The sequence below is a fragment of the Salinivibrio proteolyticus genome (assembly GCF_027286365.1).
Taxonomy (GTDB): domain Bacteria; phylum Pseudomonadota; class Gammaproteobacteria; order Enterobacterales; family Vibrionaceae; genus Salinivibrio; species Salinivibrio proteolyticus.
The window spans coordinates 1,577,445-1,596,934 of record NZ_CP114584.1 but is presented as its reverse complement, the minus strand read 5'-3'; the positions used below and the strand labels follow the sequence as shown (position 1 = coordinate 1,596,934).

Genomic DNA, 19,490 nt, shown 5'->3' with positions numbered 1-19,490 from the left:
ATTTATATCGACTGATCGGCTTATGTGAGTAATGCTGTTATTCCAATAATCACGGTTGCAGCGCTAAGAAGCACAATCAGTGGTTTGGTGATACTAAAGTCTACCGCTTGTAAATCATCTGGCTTCGCGAGCGATGGTGGCTCATCGGCTTGTGGTTGCGTTCTCGGTGCGGGTCGATGCGACAGGGTTTGTTGGGGCAAGGCAACGCGGTAGCCAAACTCGCCCACCACTTCAAAGGGCAAGCACTTTTTGCCGTTACGATAGGACTTTGCCATTAAAGACGTCACCACACTTTGGTGCTGCGCAAACGAGCTATCCGGTAATGCAACTTGCTTAAATAGCGTGCGGCTGGATAGCACTTCTCCCGCGTAGTAGCAAAGCATTTCTAGCATGCGTGACTCTTCGTAGGACAGTACCGTGATGGTTTGGTCGGTCCAATATAAGGTTCTGCTTTCTGGTTCGAAATCAACATCCGCAAATCGATAACAGCGCGTATTCACTTTGGTTGTCATAATTGAGCCCACTCCACACGATACTCTTTTTAAAAGTGTGGACTCAAATCACGGTTCTGCAACTAGAATATGGACGTTTTTTTTGGTAGACGAAGTTGGGCAGCGTGTGAGGAAATTTTTAAAAGCGACTATCTATCAGAAAGATAGTAGGCTTTCCCTTGCCAATGGCTCCGATGACACCACGGCAAGGGAAGCAAAATTAACTGACCAAGGATTCCACATAATGGTACACCGCTTTGAGGATCTTCAGCTGGTGTTCATCGTCTTGGTGAGCATCGACCAATTGCTGTAAGTTTTCCATGTATGCAGGCAAGTGGGCCTCGAAATAGTCGCGACGGTGCATAAACCATTTTTGCTGCTCAGCGTCAGTCAGTGTCCACGGATAATTACGCGCGCGATAGCGGAATAGCAGCGGCTTTATGCGCCAGTCGTCAACGCTCAAATCGAGCGCGGCAAGATTTTCAGGATCGCGCGCACGAATAATTTCCATCGCACTTTGATCGCTTTTCGAGAAAAAGCCTGCATATAGGGCACTATCGACGTCCTGATCGTCAAAGGGTTTTGATTCGGCAAAGACGGCAACCAGCTTTTCTCTTAGCTCTGGTGCGGCTTTGAGCGCTTTTAGATGACGTAAGCAGGCCTCGCGATCCACCCCTAAGCGCGCAGCATCTTCCGGACGTAGCGTTTTGGCATCGGCTAAGACCGGGCATTTGTTGATGTGCACGAGTTTCAGTGGTGCCGGTAATTCATCCTCCGCGAGTGCATGATGAGGCGTATACAAACGCTCGCGCAGCGCATCGACATCAAGCTCAAAAAGAGGTGCTGGGTCTCGCGCCAAATCAATGGTGATCACCGCATTGGGATTTTCAGGATGCCAAGCAACTGGCACGATCCAACTGGTGTTGCTTCGCTCGGTGCCAAACATACCCGAGACATGAACCAGTGGGGTCATATTCACCACATCAATCAGGGTTTTGATTTTGTTTTTATGGCGATGGGTCAGCAAATAATTGAATAAACGCGGTTGCGCAGCTTTTACTTTTTTGGCCAGCTCAATGGTGGCGTACACATCCGCCATAGCATCATGCGCATTACTGTGCTCAATGCCGTTGGCAACCGAGAGTTTTTCCAGCTTAAAGCTTGGCTTGCCATTTTCATCATGCGGCCACTCAATACCCTCGGGGCGCAACGCATAGCAAGCGCGCATCACATCGAGTAAATCCCACCGTGAATTTCCGTTTTGCCAACTCCAACCGTATGGGTCATAAAAGTTACGGTACAACGTGTAGCGGGTCACCTCATCATCAAAGCGTACATTGTTATATCCGAAGACACAGGTATTTGGCTGAGAGAGCGCCTCATGGATACGGGCGATAAATTCGGGCTCAGGTAAGCCTTTTTTCACCGCTAACTGTGGTGTGATCCCGGTGATTAAGCAGGCTTCTGGTGCGGGCAAATAATCATTCGGTGGCTGACAAAACAGCACTAAGGGCTCGCCAATAACGTTGAAGTCGCTATCAGTGCGCACGCCGGCAAACTGACAAGGGCGGTCTTTACCCGGGTGGGTGCCAAAGGTCTCAAAGTCGTAGATAAAAAACGTTGGCTGGGCGGTGTCGGTCACAATCGCATCCAATCTGATCAAAGAAAAGAAAGCAGGCTCAACCACCTGCATTAGACCGCACATGGTAACATTGGCGTCGCGGATCACCAATCCTCGCGCGCTTGCTAACCTAAACGCCTGCACATTGGCAGGCGTTTGCACCAAACAATGGGTCTTTTGCGATTAAGAAACCAGTTTTTTGAGCTGCTGTTTTGCATCGTCAATGGCTTTGCTGGCCAAGTCTTCACCCATGGCGAGGCCTTCCGCGTAGACAAATTCAACGTCTGTAATACCGATAAAACCAAGTACGGTTTGCATATAACCTGTCACGTGATCGGTGTTACCGCCTTTGTGCATCCCACCTCGTGTGGTGACAACGATAGCGCGCTTACCTGTCACTAAGCCTTCAGGGCCATTTTCGGTATAGCGAAATGTCACGCCAGCACGGGCAATAAGATCAATCCACGCTTTCAGCTGTACGGGCACCGTGAAGTTATACATAGGGGCGGCGATGATTAGCGTATCGCTTTGTTGGATCTCGTTGATCAACTGGTCAGAAAGCGCCAACGTTTGCTGTTGACGCTCATTCAGATCACTGCCGCCACGAAGGCCACCGGCAAGCTCGCCGTCAAGGATCGGCAATGGATTGGCTGCCAAGTCACGCTCAACCAAAGAATCAGGTGATAGGTTGTTTACCACGCCATCGATCACGGCGTTCGAGCTAGAATGGGGGCCAAGAATACTTGATTTGATGACAAGCGCTTTCATTACGTTCTCCTTAAAATTAACGGCTGCATATTGCGACCTTGGTTAGTGTAGAGTTTGGGCGTAAAAACACCACGTCAAGGATTCGTTAAACTTGTTCAAAAATTTCGTTGATGTAACAACTTTTCGAGTGAGCATTGGCAGTTATCAAGCAGGGGCGTATGATTGCGCTCGGCTGTCGTCCAAAATGTAAAAATAATGTTATAATGGCCGTTGTGTCGGACAGACAGCTTGCATTGGGGAAGCGCCACAATCAAATCAACAAGCCGTGTGCTTGTGTGGACGCAACGGGATTTGAGGAATAGCGCGTGAAAAATCTATTTATGTTAGACGTGGATGGTACGCTGGTAAATAGCTGCCACATGGACCACGAGTGTTTTAGTGAAGCCATTTTTGCTGTGACGGGACTGACAGTGCCTGATGATTGGGGTGGATACACCAATATCACCGACGCAGGTATCATCGAAGAACTCATCGATAAAAACGACCTGAAAAAAGAGAAAATCACCATTTTCCGAGAAGTGAAACGTGTGTTTATGCAAAAGCTCGCGCACGCCATTGCGGAAAACGGTATGACTCCCATTCCGGGCGCGGTCGAGTTTATCAATGAGATGCGTCAAGTACCTTCTGTCGCCCTTGCCATTGCGACGGGTGGCTGGGAAGAAACCGCGCGGATGAAGTTAAAGGCGGCCGGTTTTAATGTCGATGGTATCGTGTTCTCCTCATGCTCGGATGCGATGAGCCGCAGTGAAGTGATGGCACTCGCGGCGTTCCGCGCTAAGCAAGATTATGGCGTGCAGTTTGATCGCCGAATTTATTTTGGTGACGGGGTATGGGACAAACAGGCGACTCAATCACTGGATTATGAGTTCGTCGCGGTAGGGGATAAAGTGGAACATCACACCCGAATCAACGATTTTGTTAATCCACGCGCCATTTTAGGGCGTTTAGGCATAGAAGAAACCGATGCGGTGAAGTTTGCGTAAGCAATGACTGCCTGTTGAGTAATACGTAAAAGCCGGTGAGGTGTACTCACCGGCTTTTACGTTTGCTGTATCAGCGGGCTGACCGAGGTGGTAACGAGCCACTCACACACTTAGCCGTAACTTAATGCACTTGGCTGCAAGTGGTATGCTCGGCACGGGCTGGGCTCGCCGCCTCTTGATTAAAGTAGGCGCGCGTTTCATTGATCACCACATGGCGAAGTAGCAACAAGCCAATCAGGTTCGGGATCGCCATTAAGCCATTAACGATATCAGCAAGGATCCAAATGGTGTTCAGATGGATAAAAGATCCTGATGCAATCAATCCAATAAAAATGAGCTTATATAGATAGATAGCGCGTTTACCGAACAAATAAGCGACACAGCGCTCACCATAGTAATGCCAGCCTAGAATGGTGGTGAAGGCAAAGAATAACAGGCCAATATTCACCAGCATCGGTCCAATGCTACTCTCCATACCGACTGCAAAGGCATGAGAGGTCATCGAGGCCCCTGCCAGCTCCCCTGACCATGATTGGGTCAGAATTAGGGTCAGGCCCGTCATGGTACAAATCACCAGCGTATCGATAAAAGTACCGGTCATGGAAACAAGGCCTTGCTCAACGCAAGAATCGGTTTTGGCTGCAGCCGCGGCGATAGGGGCGCTGCCCAGTCCTGACTCATTAGAAAATACGCCGCGTGCAATACCGGCTTGAATCGCAAGCATCATTCCCGCACCTGCAAAACCACCGGTTGCTGCCATTCCCGTAAACGCGGACTCAAAGACCAGCGCGACGGCGTGTGGGAGTTGTTCAATGTTCGCCCCAAGCACCCATAAACACGCGACCACATAGAATACCGCCATCACGGGAACGATTTTGGCCGCTACGGCTGAAATCGACTTCACCCCGCCAATGGTTACCAGAGCCACCAGTACGGTTAAGATCCCTGCAACCGCCACGGTGGGAATATTGAACAGGTGAGTAGCGGCACTGCTGATGGCGTTAACTTGCGGGAAGGTGCCAATACCAAAGCAGGCGACGCCTAATCCAAACAGCGCGAACAGCTTCGCTAAAAGCGGTTGCCCAGCCCCTTTAGAAAGGTACATCATGGGCCCGCCCAGCATATTGCCTTTGTGGTCGGTTTCGCGATATTTCACCGCTAGCAAGCATTCTGCGTATTTGGTTGCCATGCCTAAAAACGCGGCTAGCCACATCCAGAATAGGGCGCCGGGACCGCCCAGTGCGATAGCGGTTGCGACACCAATAATATTTCCTGTTCCGATAGTCGCGGACAATGCTGTACATAAAGCCGCAAAACCAGAAACATCGCCTTGGGTTGAGGCGTCCGCCGGTTTAAAAATTTGTTTTAGTGCAAAAGGTAAACGGCGTAGCTGGATAAACCCTAACCGTACGGTAAAGAACAGACCGGTTCCGGTGAGCAGTAGTAAGAGCGGTGGGCCCCATATCCAGTCGTCAATGGTGGCGAGAAGTGATGGTATATCTGGTAGTTGAGTTAGAAATTGCATTTATCCCCCTTTAAACATCAAAGGAGGAGATAAGCCACACTAATATTAACAAAAGTGCTACATATTGGGGTGGGTATCTCCTCTGTCCTTTTGCCTGAGAGTTTCACTTGAAAACAAGCTTGCTCCTTCGGCGCCCGACTTAACGGGTCTCTCCAGAGGCTCCTCCAACAGCAGTCCATACATTTAAGTGCCTGAAAGATTTACTTCTTCGGCGGATGGCGAATGCCACCTCTCTCCTGCTGTCTTCATCGGAACGTCATATTGCGGTAAGTATGATAGATCACAGAAATATGAATGCAATGCAAAAATCAATAAAGAGTCCTATCAATTAAAGAAGCGCGCAAAATTTGCACTCTTTAAACTTTTATCTCCGAACAATATGGTGCTGGCTATACTGAAATCTCGACCCATAAATACTCAATAAATGTGATCCTTTGCCGATAACACGGAACAACACCTTGTGATTAAGTTTGCAAGACGAAGCCGTAATGATGGGCTCTGATATGACCACTTGGAACGAACTTTTAGGCGTTGGCGCCAGTGAAAGCGCCGAGCAAATTAAACAACGCTATCGTCAACTTTCTATTCGTGTGCATCCAGACAAAGGCGGAAGCACAGGGTTGATGCAGCTTGTCAGTGAAGCGTATCAAGCGGTTAAAAATGGCAAGGGCGATCACAGCCCGCTCGACAGTCAACAATCTGCTGGTGGCACGGCAGCATTGCGAAGCCAAGTGGCGCGGTTACAAAAAGAACTCGCCGCATTGCAGCAAGAGAATCGAACTTTACGAGCCCGCCAAGCGAACAACCAAATCCCTGCGCATCTGACCGCGAAAATTGCCAAGCTGGAGTTTGATAATCGCCAATGGCGGGAGCACTATCAGAAGCTGGAAAAGCAACATCATGTCTTAGAAGAGCAGCATCAGCGGTTATCAAAGCAACATGACAGTGACAAGAAAGAGAGTAAACAGCTCAATCGAGAATTAAAACAGGCACTATCTCAGGTTGAACAACTGGAAACCGAGCTCAAACATAAAGCAACGCCAGTGACGCTTAAAGCCGCAAAGCCCGGCTTAGCATGGCGTTGGGTATTGGCTTCTTGGGGCGTGATTGCGGTGCTGATGTTGCCGACTAGCCACTGGCAAAGCATGATGAGGACATTGTTAGGCCAATCGGCGCCAGAGGTGGCGCAACGTGTCAGAATTGTCGAACCGTTGGAAAACAATAAAACAACGGCACCTGCACCGACGCCGACACCCCAGGTAAGCGATTCGCGTGCGTCCATGCCGACCGCTCCGATGATCCAGCTAACTGCAACAGCGAATCAATGGCATGTGAATCAGTTTGATAAAGTACCACAACCTTATCTCGCGTTACGCAGTGAGCAAGGCTCGTATGTGGTGGCCAATTGCCAAGGGGAGTTTTACGTCTACCTTAATACCACCTATCAACCTTTACGCGTACCGCCAAATCTTGACTACATTACTCAGCGTCAACACTTTCATGTGTATGCAATTCCCTACGGACAAGGCGCGTCGATTGATAGTTGGCAGCTCGCCCGCAAAGTGAAAATATTTGACGATACCTTTGTCAGTGAGGATCTTGCCCCTCAACTCAGTGCGTTTGAACAATCGTGTCAACGAGCACCAGGGCTGACAGCGGCGAACTTTTAAAAAACCAGTAACACTTTCATTTGCATCGACATGGTTTACCGCCCAACTCAGGCGTCTGATTTGTCGCGACTGTATTACACTGATCAATAAGGCTCGATTGATTTTGTGATAAGGAACGCCAATGTTAGACCAAGCCATGTTTGCGCATCGGTATGATCCACCTCGTCAGGAAAGCGGCGGTGGGGTATTCAGGCGTTATCACATTGCTGTTTCTCACTCTGTAGCGGTAGAAGGTTTGGTGTCGGGGATCGGTATTCCCGCATGGTCGGAAGGGCGCACTGAATCAGCCAAAGATGCGGCGGTGCTGCACACCATGATGACCCAAGGCGCCAATTTAATTGGCCAACTGCAAGTGGATCCGCTTGCCTTTAGTATTACCGGCCTCAATCCTTTCTACGCTGAGCTTCGCAATCCAAAGTACCGTAAGTATCGCGTCGGCGGCAGTAATGCAGGGATTGCCGTCGCAGTCGCAAAAAAACTGGCTCACTTAGGCATTGGTAATGATGCTTTTGGCGGTGTACGCATCCCGGCGGCACATTGTGGCTTATTTGGCTATCGGCCTACGCCAGGGCTCATCGACGCGAGTGGTTTGCTACCTGCGGCAGAAACATTTGATAATCCGGGCGTCTGTAGTCAGGCATTAGCGCCAATTAGCCAGTTCCAAGAGCTGGTGGCAAAACCTTCAACGGCGATCAAAAACATTGTCGGTGTCGTGTTGGCAGAACCTATCTTCGCACTTTACTACAGTGACGAAGCCATGGATTGTTTCTACAAAAAATTAGAGGCGTTACCTTTACCGCATGAAACCACGTTGGCGATGAACAAACTGGTTTTAACACGAATTGAGAACGCCCAAGTTGCCATTGCCAGCCATGAGTTTTTACTGGTCTATCAAGAATGGCTGGAAAAGCAAAAGCTAGACTTGCCGTCCTCTACGCAAAGCTACTTGGCCCGCCTTCAAGCGATTAATTACAAAGACCATTTCCAAGCGAAAAAAACGCGCAAGCAACTCAGAGATACCGTATGTGCGATGTGGCCAAGTGATAAAGTATTGATTCTACCGTCTACGCCGGGCGAGATCTTGCCAAGAGACGCAGGCCAAGAGCAAAGCGACATCTTTAATTTGGCACAAAGACGCCTCATGGCGCTGGCCGATGTGTGTGGGCTACCGCAGTTAACCTTGCCATTATTTAACTACCAAGAAGCTCCTTACGGTGTCACATTGCTGGGACATCCCAACAAAGATAAGTTATTGATGGAAGTAGCACACCGTTGGGTCGGTTAAGCTTAGATCTGGAATCTTTAGCCACGCTGTCGTCAAGAAATTTCTATAAAATTGTATTTTATGCAATTAACTTGCTGATCTTTAAAGGTTAAATAAGTTACCCGATGTCGATTTACTATCAACAGAAACTGTGGATAAGTAGTTGGATTAGTGTTGTTTTTAACGCATAACTATTTGAAAAATAACGCTGTGAGTTAGATTGGCTTTGAGGTTGAAGCACAGACTAACCGCCAGTAGAAAGTGACAATTAGACTGTCACGTTTCCATAACGTGACAGAGACGATCAATTAACCACTCAGCCGCTTCGCTGTGACATCATTTTTATCTGCGATTGGCCTTACCGTTAGATGATTTTACTTTATATTGGCTTTTACAATGACTACGGCCCACAGACGCTGAACGCAGCGCTTTGTGCTTGGTTTTACGGCCGTTTGTGCGTTCACGCCATACCTTAAAGCTGCGCGGCTTTAACTCACGGCGCATCAGCGCGATAACATCATCTTGTCGCAGGCCATACAGTGTTTCAATGGCTTCAAAAGGGGTCCTGTCTTCCCACGCCATTTCTATAATTCGGTCAATCTCTCCCGGTTGCTCGTTCAAAGCCATATCTGTCTCCCTATGCTGGTGGCAAATAATACGGGTAGCGCAGGAAAAACCGATCAGCGTGTTCTTTCTGACCAATCAATGCTTTTACCCTTATTTTAGGGATATTTAAAAATAAACAATAAATACAGCTAGTTACGAAAGGCCCTTTTTAACAAGGGTAAAAGACGATTTTTATCCTAACAGCCTGTTGTATCGAACGATTGTTAGGTTATTCTATTGTTCACTGCCGCACAGGCAGCTTAGAAAATACCAGCGAGCGCAGATTGGCTTGCGCCAAGGTTCACTGCCGCACAGGCAGCTTAGAAATAAAACGACTTGCTACACCCTCAAAACGGCTTGTTCACTGCCGCATAGGCAGCTTAGAAAGATAGGCTCCAAGCTCTCCGGCGTGTAAATCTGTTCACTGCCGCATAGGCAGCTTAGAAATGACAACAACAGAAGTTGCAAGTAAGAATTTCGTTCACTGCCGCATAGGCAGCTTAGAAATTAACCGGTGGGGTTTTTTTATTTGCAGACAGGTTCACTGCCGCATAGGCAGCTTAGAAAAAGAAACGCGGAATAGATGCCCATCGTGTCTTGTTCACTGCCGCATAGGCAGCTTAGAAATAAGTTAAGTCCCAGTGCTATATCAATACGCTGTTCACTGCCGCATAGGCAGCTTAGAAAAGTATCGTTGTGTCACTAACTCCGAGTAATTAGTTCACTGCCGCATAGGCAGCTTAGAAATCTCTGGAATCCTCACTATCTCAAACGCAATCGTTCACTGCCGCACAGGCAACTTAGAAACGATTGAATGAGAACTCTTGTGGGCTGCTATATACCTAACGTTGTTCGGCTGAATCAATATGAGTTAAAAAGTTGGGAGTCACTTACAAAAAGCGCTATATTCATTATTCATATTTATGAATAAGTGCAATAGTTATGGCAACAACAAGTTTAAGCTTAGGGGAGCACTGGGAAGTGTTTATTAAAAACGAGGTAGCAAGTGGCCGGTACGGCTCTGCTAGCGAGGTTGTTCGTGATGCATTACGCACGCTTGAGGAACGCAAAACCAAATTGGATGTGTTGCGCGCACATCTTGATGAGGGGGCTAAACAGGCAGCCAGTGACACGTTTATCGATGACTTTTCAATGGATGAACTGATTAACGACTTGGACGCAGAATCTTGACGGCGAGCCAAATAAAAAAGCAGGTTCGTATTACGCCCAGAGCACGTGATGATCTTAAAAATATTGGTCGTTACACTGAGCGTAAATGGGGAAAAGCACAGCGTAACACTTATTTAAAGCGCCTAGCTACGCGGTTTAACTGGCTAGCAGAGAACCCGCAACTAGGCCAGCATAGAACAGACATCGAAAACGGGTACTACTGCTTTCCTGAAGGACAACATCTTGTCTTTTATCTTATCCGACGCCATGCGATTGATATCATAGGTGTTCCTCATAAAGAAATGGACATTATTAACCATTTCACTATTGGTTAGTGCGCTCATTGTGATTCATCATTACTGACATACGTACTCATAAAGTGATCTTCCTTCAAACCCTAAACTGTGCCTTGTTTCACGGGCATGCATTGCTATTTTTGTTACCTTTCTAGCGCTTGTGAGTGATCTGCTTTGTCACTCGGACAATCACGAAAGGGACATTCATGGACGATCTATCGCCCTCGGATCTTAAAACCATCCTTCATTCCAAACGCGCCAATACGTACTACCTCGAGCATTGCCGTGTGATGCAAAAAGACGGGCGTGTGTTGTACTTGGTGGAGGCCAAACGCGAAAACCTCTACTTTAATATCCCGATTGCCAATACCACCGTCTTACTGCTCGGCACCGGTACGTCAATTACGCAAGCGGCGATGCGTATGCTCTCGCAAGCGGGCGTGCTGGTTGGATTCTGCGGAGGTGGAGGCACACCGCTGCATATGGCAACCGAGGTCGAATGGTTTACGCCGCAAAGCGAGTATCGACCCACCGAATACCTGCAAGGTTGGTTATCCTTTTGGTTTGATGATCAAAAGCGACTGGACGCTGCGCGGGCTTTTCAGCTGGCACGTCTGAGTTACTTAAAGCAGGTCTGGCAAGCGAGCCGTGAACTTAAGCTTGAAGGATTCGATGTCGCCGAATTGGCTGGCTCGCTCGACACCTTTGTGGAGCGAACCGAGACGGCCAGCAAGCCAGCTGATTTATTGCTTACCGAAGCGCAGCTGACCAAAGCGCTCTACAAACACGCCGCCAACCGCACGCAAAAAAACGGTTTTAAACGCCAGCATGAGGCCGACGATCTCGCCAACCGCTTTTTAAATCATGGCAACTACTTAGCCTATGGCTTGGCAGCGAGTTGTTTGTGGGTGCTTGGGATCCCGCACGGGTTTTCGGTGATGCATGGCAAAACCCGTCGCGGCGCGCTGGTGTTTGATGCGGCTGACCTAATCAAAGATGCCATCGTGCTGCCTTGGGCGTTTGTATGCGCCAAAGAAAACGCTACAGAGCAAGAGTTTCGTCAACAAGTCCTGCAAGCCTTTATTGAGCATAAGGCGATGGACTTTATGTTCAACACCATCAAAGCCATTGCGCTGCAAGATGACTCTGAAGATGAGATAACGGAGCAGCAACGATGATGGTGACCTTTATTTCTCAGTGCGAGAAAAAGGCACTGAAGAAAACCCGCCGTGTGCTCGATGCCTTTGCCAACCGAATTGGTGATAACACCTGGCAAACACTGATCACCGAAGATGGCTTAAACACGGTGCGAAAAATGCTGAGCAAAACTGCCAGCCGCAGCACCGCGGTCAGTTGTCATTGGATTCGTTCGAGGACCCATAGCCAACTCGTGTGGATTGTGGGTAACCGCCGCAAGTTTAACTTAGAAGGCAATGTGCCGGTCAATCGCACTGAGCTTGATCTTAGCCACAAAGAGTGGGAGCAGGGGTGGCAGCTTAATGAGGTGATCGTGCTGGCAACGGCCATGGCAGGGTTGTTTCACGATTTTGGCAAAGCCAATGCGCTGTTTCAGCAAAAGCTTCGTGGCCAAACGACACACCAAGGCGAACCATACCGTCATGAATGGGTATCCTTGCGTTTATTCGAGGCGTTCGCCAAGGGCAAAAAGGATCAGCAATGGCTTGATGAACTTAGCGAGCTTACGCCTGAAACGGCTACTGAGCATGAAACTGAGCTACTGGCGCAACTGTTTACTGAAACGGACGGCTATCAGCCGGTCTTTGATGGCTTATCGCCATTCGCATCCCTCGTGGCTTGGCTGATTGTGTCGCATCACCGATTGCCCGTGAACTATGATGCCGACAACGCGCCAGTTGAGCTCTCGCAAATTGATCAATGGCTTTTCCGTTGCTTTGGCAGCCACTGGAATGCGCCCAACGCACTTGACCTCGCCAAATATGATACGCAGGCGCTTGCCGATAACTGGCGGTTTCCCGATGGCACCCCGTTTTTAAGCCAGCCTTGGCAACAAAAAGCGCGTCAATTGGCCCAGCGTGCCCGCCAATATCCGTGGAGCGCTCATGGACAAGTTGATTGGTTATCACAGCGGTTTGTCAGCCATATGGCACGTTTATCGTTAATGCTGGCGGATCATTATTACTCGTCGCTGCCGCTGGAAAAATCCAAGCCCAAATGGCGGGACGGCCATTACGCGCCGATTGCTAACACAGACCAGTCTCAGGGAAAACGCAAAAGCGCGCTGCCTAAACAACAGTTGGATGAGCACAACATCGGCGTGGCCATTAATGCGAGACGCTTTGCGGAGAATTTACCTTCGCTCAAATGGACCTTGCCGGCGATTGCTCAGCACCGCCGTTTTAGCCAAGGCGCCGAACAAGAAAAGTATCGCTGGCAAGATATCGCTTATCAGAAAACCAAAACCATAGCCACTCAGTCGGAAACACAGGGCTTTTTCGGCATTAATATGGCGTCGACAGGTTGCGGAAAAACCATTGCCAACGCGCGCATTATGTATGCGTTATCCGATCCTTGGCAGGGGTGCCGGTTCTCGGTGGCGCTGGGGTTGAGAACACTCACCTTGCAAACCGGTGATGCGTATCGCGATTTGCTGAAACTTGGCGATGATGAGTTGGCTGTGCTCGTTGGCTCGCAAGCAATCCAGCGCTTGCACGAGGCGCAAAATACGCCAAATCAGTCTTCCGGTGGCAGTGAATCCACTGAAGACTTCCTCGAGCAACTGTTTATCAGCTATGAAGGGCAAATTTACGATGGCCGATTAAAACACTGGCTGAATAATCAGCCTAAGCTGGAGAAATTGGTCAGTGCGCCGGTGTTAGTGAGCACGATAGATCATCTGATGCCCGCCACTGAAAGCCTGCGCGGCGGTCATCAAATTGCGCCCATGTTGCGTCTGCTCAGTACTGACTTAGTCCTTGATGAGCCCGATGACTTTGGTCTCGAAGACCTACCGGCGCTGTGCCGCTTGGTGAACTGGGCAGGCATGTTAGGGTCACGGGTGCTGCTCTCATCGGCGACCTTGCCGCCTTCGTTAGTAAAAAGCTTGTTTGATGCTTATCGTGCGGGCAGGGCGCAGTTTAATCATGCCCAGTTTGGTGACAGAGCGACGACAAACGGCGCTGACGGTGCACCTGTGATTTGCGGCTGGTTTGATGAATTTACCAGCGAGATCCAAACGATAACGAACAAAACCGAATACGTGACTTATCACCGTGAATTTGTCGCCAAGCGCGTTAAGCGATTAGAGGGCGAGCAACAGGTGCTACGTAAAGGGAAGACGGTAGACACCTCCGCGATTACCTCTCTGGCTGCTCCCCCAATATCCAGCGAACCTCATCTCGACTTTGAGCCGCTTGCGCAACTTATCCATACCCATATTCATCAGTTGCACCATGCGCATCACCAAACTCATGCATCCGGCAAAACAGTGTCGATAGGCGTGGTGCGCATGGCCAATATCGATCCGATGGTAGCGCTGACCCGCGCGCTGGTGGAAATCTCGCCAGATCCGGATCATGCACTCTTTGTTTGCCCGTACCACTCTCAGTTTCCGCTGGCATTACGTTCTTATCGAGAGAGTCGCCTCGATGCGGCGTTAAATCGCCATGATGAAGCGGCGATTTTCGAGCAGCCGGAGATTCGCCATGCTATTGAACATTGTGATGCCAAACACCTGATGTTTGTGGTGGTGGGGACCGCGGTGGTGGAAGTCGGGCGCGATCACGATTACGACTGGGCCATTGCCGAGCCGAGTTCAATGCGTGCCTTAATTCAGTTGGCGGGGCGGGTACAACGTCACCGCCAGCAAGCGCCGGCGACCGCCAATATTCATGTGCTCGAGCAGAACGTCCGTGCGTTAAAAGGCAAGCATCCCGCTTATTATAAGCCAGGCTTTGAAAGCGCGGCTATCCCGCTCGAAAAAGGTTACAAGGTCACGCTTGATGAGGGGCTAACGGCAATTTCCGCCACGCCGCGCATTCAGGAAGTTCCTAAGCTGGAAAAATGCGCCTTTGAGTTTGCTTTGCCGAAAAAAACAGAGGCTAAACCGGTGACCCACTGGGGCGTACAAGAGCACCGTGCGTTGCGCTTTACGTTGGAGTTGACGGGCGGGGAAAAGTATCAACCTGATTTTTTTCGAACCGGTAAGGAAGCCGAGCTTTGGTGGAACGATACGCTTGTCAGCCAAGCCGCTGGGCTACGTTTTCCCGGTAAACATGCTAGCTGGAGCGGCGAACTGATCCGGCGTACCCCGTTTCGTCACAGTCAGCGCCAAGAAAGCTTTGTGCTGGCTTATAACGACGATGACACACTAGCTTGGCAACAGTTAGATACTTCACGTTATCCCTACCAATACGCCGATCACTCATATCGCTTTAAACCCGCCGAAATATCGCTAGCAGCCGGTTGCCATTGGTGGTTTGACGTTGATCCGGAAGCTGTTTATCAGCACTTTGCTGACCAACTGGGATGGTCGATTAAAAAAGCGAGCCAGCATTTGGGCGAAATACGCCTCGCGGCTGAGCGGGAAAGCCAAAACATCACTTGGTGTTGGCATCCACAACTGGGTGCTTTTCGGGAATAAAAAGAGGGCAACGAGAGTTGCCCTCAGAAAGAAGCTGCCTATGCGGCAGTGTAACTGTTTGATAACTATTATAATTTCTAAGCTATCGATGCGATAGAGTTAGCAGTATAACGGACTTTTGTTCCCCAGCTCAAATCTGACCTTGATCACCATTCGTGGTTTTTAGTTTGATAACTATTATAAGGTTGTTGATATGATCTTCTTATGGCGGTAAGCTAGACACTGTTGTCTTGATGGATAAAGGAAGCGCTTATGGAACACAGCCTATACGATGCGCTGCTGGCATATATTGAACAGCGCAAACAGGCGAAGCTTGAGCCTTTGCAAAAGGCGCGTGATAAGGCCCTAAAAGCCGCCGCCAGCCAAGAGCAAGAGGCGATCGCCAATGCCGATTACGCAGAGAAAGCTACCCCGATAGAAGCGAAATTTGAGCCAATTCAATGGGTAACAGACGCTGCGACGCGGGCCAAGCAAATTAGCCTCGCCACCCATTGCCCCAAATTTGTTCATAGCGATGCTAGAGCGAGCAGCATGCTGGTGACTGAGAACGATAAGAGCGAGTCTCGCTACCTCACCAGCTATTCGCTGACCGAGAAAGCCATTGATGCGGTCGGCAATGCAGCTGCGTTGGATGTGGCGCGTTTTTTAAAAATCACTGTGGAAGGTGAGTCACTCATTTCTCAGTTACAAGCCGGCCATATCAGCGTACTTAAGCCACTCACTGATGACGCTAACTTGCTAGAGACTTGGCGTGCAGGCTTTTCACTGGCACTGGGTGACCAAGTGCTATCGGCTCATAACTTGATTAAGCAGACCTACTTTCCGGTGAATGAAGGTGAGTACCACCTGCTTTGCCCGCTATATTCATCGAGCCTTGCGCACACCCTGTACACCAAGGTGCGTGCCACGCGGTATGGCGAGAAAGTGAAAGCGATTCGTGAGGCAAAGAATAAACAGCATTATCACCCAGAGCGGTTAGAAGCCTTTCCGCGTACTGTTAAACAGACCTTTGGCGGCTCTAAACCGCAAAACGTGTCACAACTGAATAGTGAGCGTCATGGCGAGGGCTTTTTGCTCAATGCTGCGCCGCCAAGCTATCAGCAGCAGCCGGAGGATCCAAGCAAGCAAACCAGTATCTTCAACCGCCGTTTAGCCTACCAAACCAGCCATTTAATCCACGACTTTCGTAGCTTTTTGGCGAGTTTAACCGAACGGGACCGCAACTTTGCCACCCGTTATCGGCGCGATCATGACTTTATTCTGCCACTCACTGACCTGGTGTTTGACTATGCCGCGCGGGTTCAGCAGCAAGTTCCAGCCGGTTGGAGCCAAGGCACTGATGTTCAATCATGCCAACTAAAACGTGAACATGCACTTTGGCTGGATGTGTACAACCCCGACGATCAATTTCAGCGAGAGCGTGACGCACAAGCGTGGCTGGACACTGTCGCCTCTGATTTTGCTGCTTGGTTACTGCGCCAGCTAGAGGACAAACAACACTATCTGCTTGGTGATACGGAGTTCAATTACATCCGCAAAGTGTTCCTAACCCAGCTAAAAGCGTTTGAGCGCGACACGCCTCAATTTGAGGAGATCCGATAATGGCACAGTATCTATTGCTTAAGCACATTGAGGTGCAAAACGCGAATGCGATCGCGGGGCTGACTTATGGTTTTCCGGCGATCACGCACTTTCTTGGTTTTGCCCATGCGCTATCACGTCAACTCCCTGATGCGATGGGATTGCGTTTGGGTGGCGTGACCGTGGTGAGCCATAAAAACAACGTTCATGCACGGCAGCCCACAGGGTGGGGCGACTATGTTTTTGCCTTAACGCGTAATCCGGTCACCGCCAAAGGTGAAACGGCATCAATCAATGAAGAGGGACGCATGAATATGCAAATCTCTTTGCTGATTGAGGTTGAGGGACTGATTGCCGGTGATAAAGCCGCCACAGCACAGTTGATCGCGGAGGTGAAAGATTTGGCGCCTCAGCGACGGCTTGCGGGTGGGCAAATCTTAGCGATTGGCGAGATTGAATTGCTCGCAGATGCAAGTATGCAGAAAAAAGCGTTGCGCCGCCTCATGCCGGGCTTTGTCCTTTGCGACCGACATGATTATCTCGCTCAACATCATCAACAGCTATTGCAACACAATGCGCAGGCTAGCTTATTCGATGCTTGGTGTGAGTTTGCCATGTTGGCGTACCAAGCTGTCGCCGATAATGAAAGCGCACCTGACGACGATAACCAACCCGTGCCGGCGCAATGGCAGCGCGTAGCCAAACCCAAGCCCGGATATTTAGTGCCGATCATGACGGGCTACCGCGCTATTTCCCCTTGTTATGCCGCAGGCGAGGTCGCCAATGTGCGCGATCCCGAGGTACCGGTAAGCTTTGTGGAAGCAGCATACAGCGTGGGAGAGTGGCGCAGCGTACATCGTCTCACCGATATCGACGAGGCATGCTGGCGTTATCACGGTGATTACCCTTGGTACCTTGCCCGCGTGACGGCAGCAACGCATGACAAACCCATTGAACCTGACGTTGTGCCCACAACCGAAGATAACACTGACTTTGACCCCGACTTTTTGTAATTAAGGAGATTTCATCATGGCTGATAAAAAACTGACTACCCCTTCTGTGCTTGCCTTTGAAGCGAAACTGGTGCCTTCGGATGCACTAATGTATGCGGGCAACTGGGAAAAAGGCGATTGGCAACCCATTCAAGTGGGCGAAAAATCAGTGCGAGGCACCATCTCTAACCGCTTAAAAGCGGCCACCGCCAATGATCCCGCTAAGCTAGATGCGGAAGTATCTAAAGCGAACCTACAAACGGTCGATGTTGCGGCACTACCGCATGATGCCGATACGCTCAAAGTAACGTTCTCACTGCGTGTGCTCAGCGGACTACATGTACCGTCAACCTGTAACAATCCGGACTATCAGCAAGTGTTGGCTGATAAAGTGCGTGACTATCAATCAGAAACCGGTTTTAAAGAGCTGGCGCAGCGTTACGCACACAACATTGCCAATGGGCGTTTTTTGTGGCGCAACCGTGTCGGTGCCGAGCAAGTTAAGGTGGTGGTCACCGCAGGTGAGAAGCAATTTAGTTTTGATAGCTACGAATTTAGCTTGCACGATTTTGACGCGCACCCGGATGTCACCGCGCTGGCAGAGGTGATCCAATATGGCTTAACAGAAGCGCATGCGCTTATTCATGTTGAAGCCTACTGCCAACTGGGCGAAGGGCAAGCGGTCTACCCCTCTCAAGAGCTGGTGATGGGCGGCGGTAAAGGCGACAAAAGTAAATTCTTGTATCAATTAGATGGCCAAGCCGCGATGCACTCACAAAAAATCGGCAACGCGCTGCGCACTATTGATACTTGGCACCCTGCCTATGACGAAGTGGGCGCAATCGCTATTGAACCTTATGGCTCGGTGACTAACCGCGGGGCGGCGTATCGTCAGCCCAAAGAAAAGAACGACTTTTACAACTTGCTCGATGGATGGATGTTAAAAGACAAAACCCCAACGCTCGAACAGCAGCATTACATTATGGCGATGCTGATCCGCGGCGGCGTGTTTGGCGCGTAAGGAGGCACAATGCAGTATTACATTGATATCACCTTATTGCCCGACACAGATATTTCGGCAGATTTTCTCTGGCACAAGGTGTTTCAGCAAGTGCACATTGCCTTGGCAGAAAACAAAATCGGACCGAATCAATCGGCCATTGCGGTGGGTTTTCCGGACTATCGCCAAGGAGATTTCCCACTCGGTCATCGGTTGCGCTTGTTTGCGCAAACCGAGGCGGCATTTGAGCAGCTAAATATTCATCGATGGCTGTCTCGCTTAACCGATTATGTACATATTAAAGCGGTCAAGCCCGTGCCAGAAGGGGTGCAAGACTATGCCTACTTCAAACGTTGGAACTACAAATCGCCGCAGCGACTGTATAAAAACCTCGACCGGCGTGCGGCCGCGATTGCCAGCAAAAATGGTTATAATGAGGAGGAGGTAAAGCGTCGTTTGTTGGAAAACATCAAAACGGACGACAAACGCTGGTCGCTGCCTTTTATTCAAGTCACCAGCCTGTCGAGCCAAAAACGAGTAGGGCAGCCAAATACCGAGTTTGCTTTGTATATCGAACGGGAACTGACCAAACAGCCGCCAAATAACAGCCAACCATTCACCTGTTATGGGCTAAGCCGACGCGAACCCGACCAACAATCTGCGGTGCCGTGTTTTTGAGGGGGAAACCCCTCTTTACCCCTTCTTTTTGGGCTCTTTAAAAATAAACTTTAAATACAGCTAGTTACGGCAGGCCGTTTTTAACAAGGGTAAAAGGCGATTTTTATCCTAACGGCCTGTTGTTACTGACGATTATTAAGTTATTCTATTGTTCACTGCCGCACAGGCAGCTTAGAAATGACCGTGGCGGTTACCGCATTGGCGTACATCGTTCACTGCCGCAC

The 19,490-nt window shown here is 49.7% G+C and carries 16 protein-coding genes, 2 CRISPR repeat arrays and 2 riboswitches (1 of these 20 only partly in view); of the genes, 11 read left to right on the top strand and 5 right to left on the bottom strand.

Going from position 1 to position 19,490, the window contains the following annotated elements:
• Nucleotides 1–20: 20 nt before the first annotated feature.
• The 3 genes from N7E60_RS07575 to N7E60_RS07565 form a co-directional block, all read right to left on the bottom strand.
• Nucleotides 21–512, bottom strand: a complete 492-nt coding sequence (locus tag N7E60_RS07575) for a winged helix-turn-helix domain-containing protein (protein WP_269597008.1) — start codon at nucleotides 510–512, stop codon at nucleotides 21–23.
• A gap of 199 nt (nucleotides 513–711) precedes the next feature.
• Nucleotides 712–2,133, bottom strand: coding sequence for an exodeoxyribonuclease I (gene sbcB / locus N7E60_RS07570; protein ID WP_077455919.1), 1,422 nt, complete (start codon nucleotides 2,131–2,133; stop codon nucleotides 712–714).
• 162 nt (nucleotides 2,134–2,295) lie between these two features.
• A complete protein-coding gene (locus N7E60_RS07565; protein ID WP_269597006.1) occupies nucleotides 2,296–2,880 on the bottom strand; it encodes an FMN-dependent NADH-azoreductase in 585 nt (194 codons plus the stop codon).
• Between the two features lie 305 nt (nucleotides 2,881–3,185).
• Between N7E60_RS07565 and N7E60_RS07560 the strand changes: the two genes are divergently transcribed.
• Nucleotides 3,186–3,863: an HAD family hydrolase gene (locus N7E60_RS07560; protein WP_269597003.1), complete on the top strand. Its 678-nt coding sequence runs from the start codon at nucleotides 3,186–3,188 to the stop codon at nucleotides 3,861–3,863.
• A 121-nt stretch (nucleotides 3,864–3,984) separates the two neighbouring features.
• Here N7E60_RS07560 and N7E60_RS07555 read toward each other — a convergent pair whose 3' ends face one another.
• The gene (locus N7E60_RS07555) at nucleotides 3,985–5,388 is read right to left on the bottom strand and encodes an alanine/glycine:cation symporter family protein (RefSeq protein ID WP_269597001.1); all 1,404 of its coding nucleotides are present in this window, start codon (nucleotides 5,386–5,388) and stop codon (nucleotides 3,985–3,987) included.
• A 79-nt stretch (nucleotides 5,389–5,467) separates the two neighbouring features.
• Nucleotides 5,468–5,547: riboswitch (glycine riboswitch) on the bottom strand.
• A gap of 2 nt (nucleotides 5,548–5,549) precedes the next feature.
• A riboswitch (glycine riboswitch) is annotated at nucleotides 5,550–5,637 on the bottom strand.
• A 254-nt stretch (nucleotides 5,638–5,891) separates the two neighbouring features.
• Between N7E60_RS07555 and N7E60_RS07550 the strand changes: the two genes are divergently transcribed.
• Together N7E60_RS07550 and N7E60_RS07545 are read left to right on the top strand one after the other, a co-directional pair.
• Nucleotides 5,892–7,058 carry a J domain-containing protein gene (locus N7E60_RS07550; RefSeq protein ID WP_269596999.1) on the top strand — a complete coding sequence of 389 codons (1,167 nt, stop codon included), beginning with the start codon at nucleotides 5,892–5,894 and terminating at the stop codon, nucleotides 7,056–7,058.
• A 121-nt stretch (nucleotides 7,059–7,179) separates the two neighbouring features.
• The gene (locus tag N7E60_RS07545; RefSeq protein WP_269596998.1) at nucleotides 7,180–8,343 is read left to right on the top strand and encodes an amidase family protein; all 1,164 of its coding nucleotides are present in this window, start codon (nucleotides 7,180–7,182) and stop codon (nucleotides 8,341–8,343) included.
• A 321-nt stretch (nucleotides 8,344–8,664) separates the two neighbouring features.
• Here the strand turns inward: N7E60_RS07545 and N7E60_RS07540 are convergent, their stop codons facing one another.
• Nucleotides 8,665–8,949, bottom strand: coding sequence for a TIGR03643 family protein (locus N7E60_RS07540; RefSeq protein WP_069587016.1), 285 nt, complete (start codon nucleotides 8,947–8,949; stop codon nucleotides 8,665–8,667).
• A 218-nt stretch (nucleotides 8,950–9,167) separates the two neighbouring features.
• A CRISPR array of direct repeats spans nucleotides 9,168–9,735; the repeat unit is 28 nt; unit sequence GTTCACTGCCGCACAGGCAGCTTAGAAA.
• Nucleotides 9,736–9,870: 135 nt separating this feature from the next.
• On the opposite strand from N7E60_RS07540, the gene N7E60_RS07535 reads away from it, so the two are divergent.
• The 8 genes from N7E60_RS07535 to cas6f all read left to right on the top strand — a co-directional run bounded on the left by N7E60_RS07535 (nucleotide 9,871) and on the right by cas6f (nucleotide 19,266).
• Complete coding sequence (locus N7E60_RS07535; RefSeq protein ID WP_269596997.1) at nucleotides 9,871–10,119, top strand: type II toxin-antitoxin system ParD family antitoxin; 249 nt, start codon at nucleotides 9,871–9,873, stop codon at nucleotides 10,117–10,119.
• A complete protein-coding gene (locus N7E60_RS07530) occupies nucleotides 10,116–10,433 on the top strand; it encodes a type II toxin-antitoxin system RelE/ParE family toxin (protein ID WP_269596996.1) in 318 nt (105 codons plus the stop codon). The genes N7E60_RS07535 and N7E60_RS07530 overlap by 4 nt, the downstream gene beginning before the upstream one ends.
• Nucleotides 10,434–10,600: 167 nt before the next feature.
• On the top strand, nucleotides 10,601–11,572 hold the full coding sequence (cas1f, locus tag N7E60_RS07525) for a type I-F CRISPR-associated endonuclease Cas1f (RefSeq protein ID WP_269596995.1): 972 nt from the start codon (nucleotides 10,601–10,603) through the stop codon (nucleotides 11,570–11,572).
• The gene (gene cas3f / locus N7E60_RS07520) at nucleotides 11,569–15,015 is read left to right on the top strand and encodes a type I-F CRISPR-associated helicase Cas3f (protein WP_269596993.1); all 3,447 of its coding nucleotides are present in this window, start codon (nucleotides 11,569–11,571) and stop codon (nucleotides 15,013–15,015) included. The genes cas1f and cas3f overlap by 4 nt, the downstream gene beginning before the upstream one ends.
• 252 nt (nucleotides 15,016–15,267) lie before the next feature.
• A complete protein-coding gene (gene csy1 / locus N7E60_RS07515; protein ID WP_269596991.1) occupies nucleotides 15,268–16,617 on the top strand; it encodes a type I-F CRISPR-associated protein Csy1 in 1,350 nt (449 codons plus the stop codon).
• Nucleotides 16,617–17,609 carry a type I-F CRISPR-associated protein Csy2 gene (csy2, locus tag N7E60_RS07510; RefSeq protein ID WP_269596988.1) on the top strand — a complete coding sequence of 331 codons (993 nt, stop codon included), beginning with the start codon at nucleotides 16,617–16,619 and terminating at the stop codon, nucleotides 17,607–17,609. The genes csy1 and csy2 overlap by 1 nt, the downstream gene beginning before the upstream one ends.
• 16 nt (nucleotides 17,610–17,625) lie before the next feature.
• Entirely contained in the window at nucleotides 17,626–18,609 is a 984-nt protein-coding gene (gene csy3, locus N7E60_RS07505; protein ID WP_269596986.1) for a type I-F CRISPR-associated protein Csy3, read from the top strand.
• A gap of 9 nt (nucleotides 18,610–18,618) precedes the next feature.
• Nucleotides 18,619–19,266 carry a type I-F CRISPR-associated endoribonuclease Cas6/Csy4 gene (gene cas6f, locus N7E60_RS07500; protein WP_269596984.1) on the top strand — a complete coding sequence of 216 codons (648 nt, stop codon included), beginning with the start codon at nucleotides 18,619–18,621 and terminating at the stop codon, nucleotides 19,264–19,266.
• Nucleotides 19,267–19,416: 150 nt separating this feature from the next.
• A CRISPR array of direct repeats spans nucleotides 19,417–19,490; the repeat unit is 28 nt; unit sequence GTTCACTGCCGCACAGGCAGCTTAGAAA (it continues 553 nt past the right edge of the window).

What these genes read in the sequence shown, in the direction of transcription:
- N7E60_RS07545 (WP_269596998.1), top strand. Translation starts at nt 7,180, where the DNA reads ATGTTAGACCAAGCCATGTTTGCGCATCGGTATGATCCACCTCGTCAG.
- cas3f (WP_269596993.1), top strand. Translation starts at nt 11,569, where the DNA reads ATGATGGTGACCTTTATTTCTCAGTGCGAGAAAAAGGCACTGAAGAAA.
- csy2 (WP_269596988.1), top strand. Translation starts at nt 16,617, where the DNA reads ATGGCACAGTATCTATTGCTTAAGCACATTGAGGTGCAAAACGCGAAT.
- N7E60_RS07565 (WP_269597006.1), bottom strand. Translation starts at nt 2,880, where the DNA reads ATGAAAGCGCTTGTCATCAAATCAAGTATTCTTGGCCCCCATTCTAGC.
- cas1f (WP_269596995.1), top strand. Translation starts at nt 10,601, where the DNA reads ATGGACGATCTATCGCCCTCGGATCTTAAAACCATCCTTCATTCCAAA.
- N7E60_RS07555 (WP_269597001.1), bottom strand. Translation starts at nt 5,388, where the DNA reads ATGCAATTTCTAACTCAACTACCAGATATACCATCACTTCTCGCCACC.
- N7E60_RS07575 (WP_269597008.1), bottom strand. Translation starts at nt 512, where the DNA reads ATGACAACCAAAGTGAATACGCGCTGTTATCGATTTGCGGATGTTGAT.
- N7E60_RS07535 (WP_269596997.1), top strand. Translation starts at nt 9,871, where the DNA reads ATGGCAACAACAAGTTTAAGCTTAGGGGAGCACTGGGAAGTGTTTATT.
- N7E60_RS07550 (WP_269596999.1), top strand. Translation starts at nt 5,892, where the DNA reads ATGACCACTTGGAACGAACTTTTAGGCGTTGGCGCCAGTGAAAGCGCC.
- N7E60_RS07540 (WP_069587016.1), bottom strand. Translation starts at nt 8,949, where the DNA reads ATGGCTTTGAACGAGCAACCGGGAGAGATTGACCGAATTATAGAAATG.
- csy3 (WP_269596986.1), top strand. Translation starts at nt 17,626, where the DNA reads ATGGCTGATAAAAAACTGACTACCCCTTCTGTGCTTGCCTTTGAAGCG.
- csy1 (WP_269596991.1), top strand. Translation starts at nt 15,268, where the DNA reads ATGGAACACAGCCTATACGATGCGCTGCTGGCATATATTGAACAGCGC.
- cas6f (WP_269596984.1), top strand. Translation starts at nt 18,619, where the DNA reads ATGCAGTATTACATTGATATCACCTTATTGCCCGACACAGATATTTCG.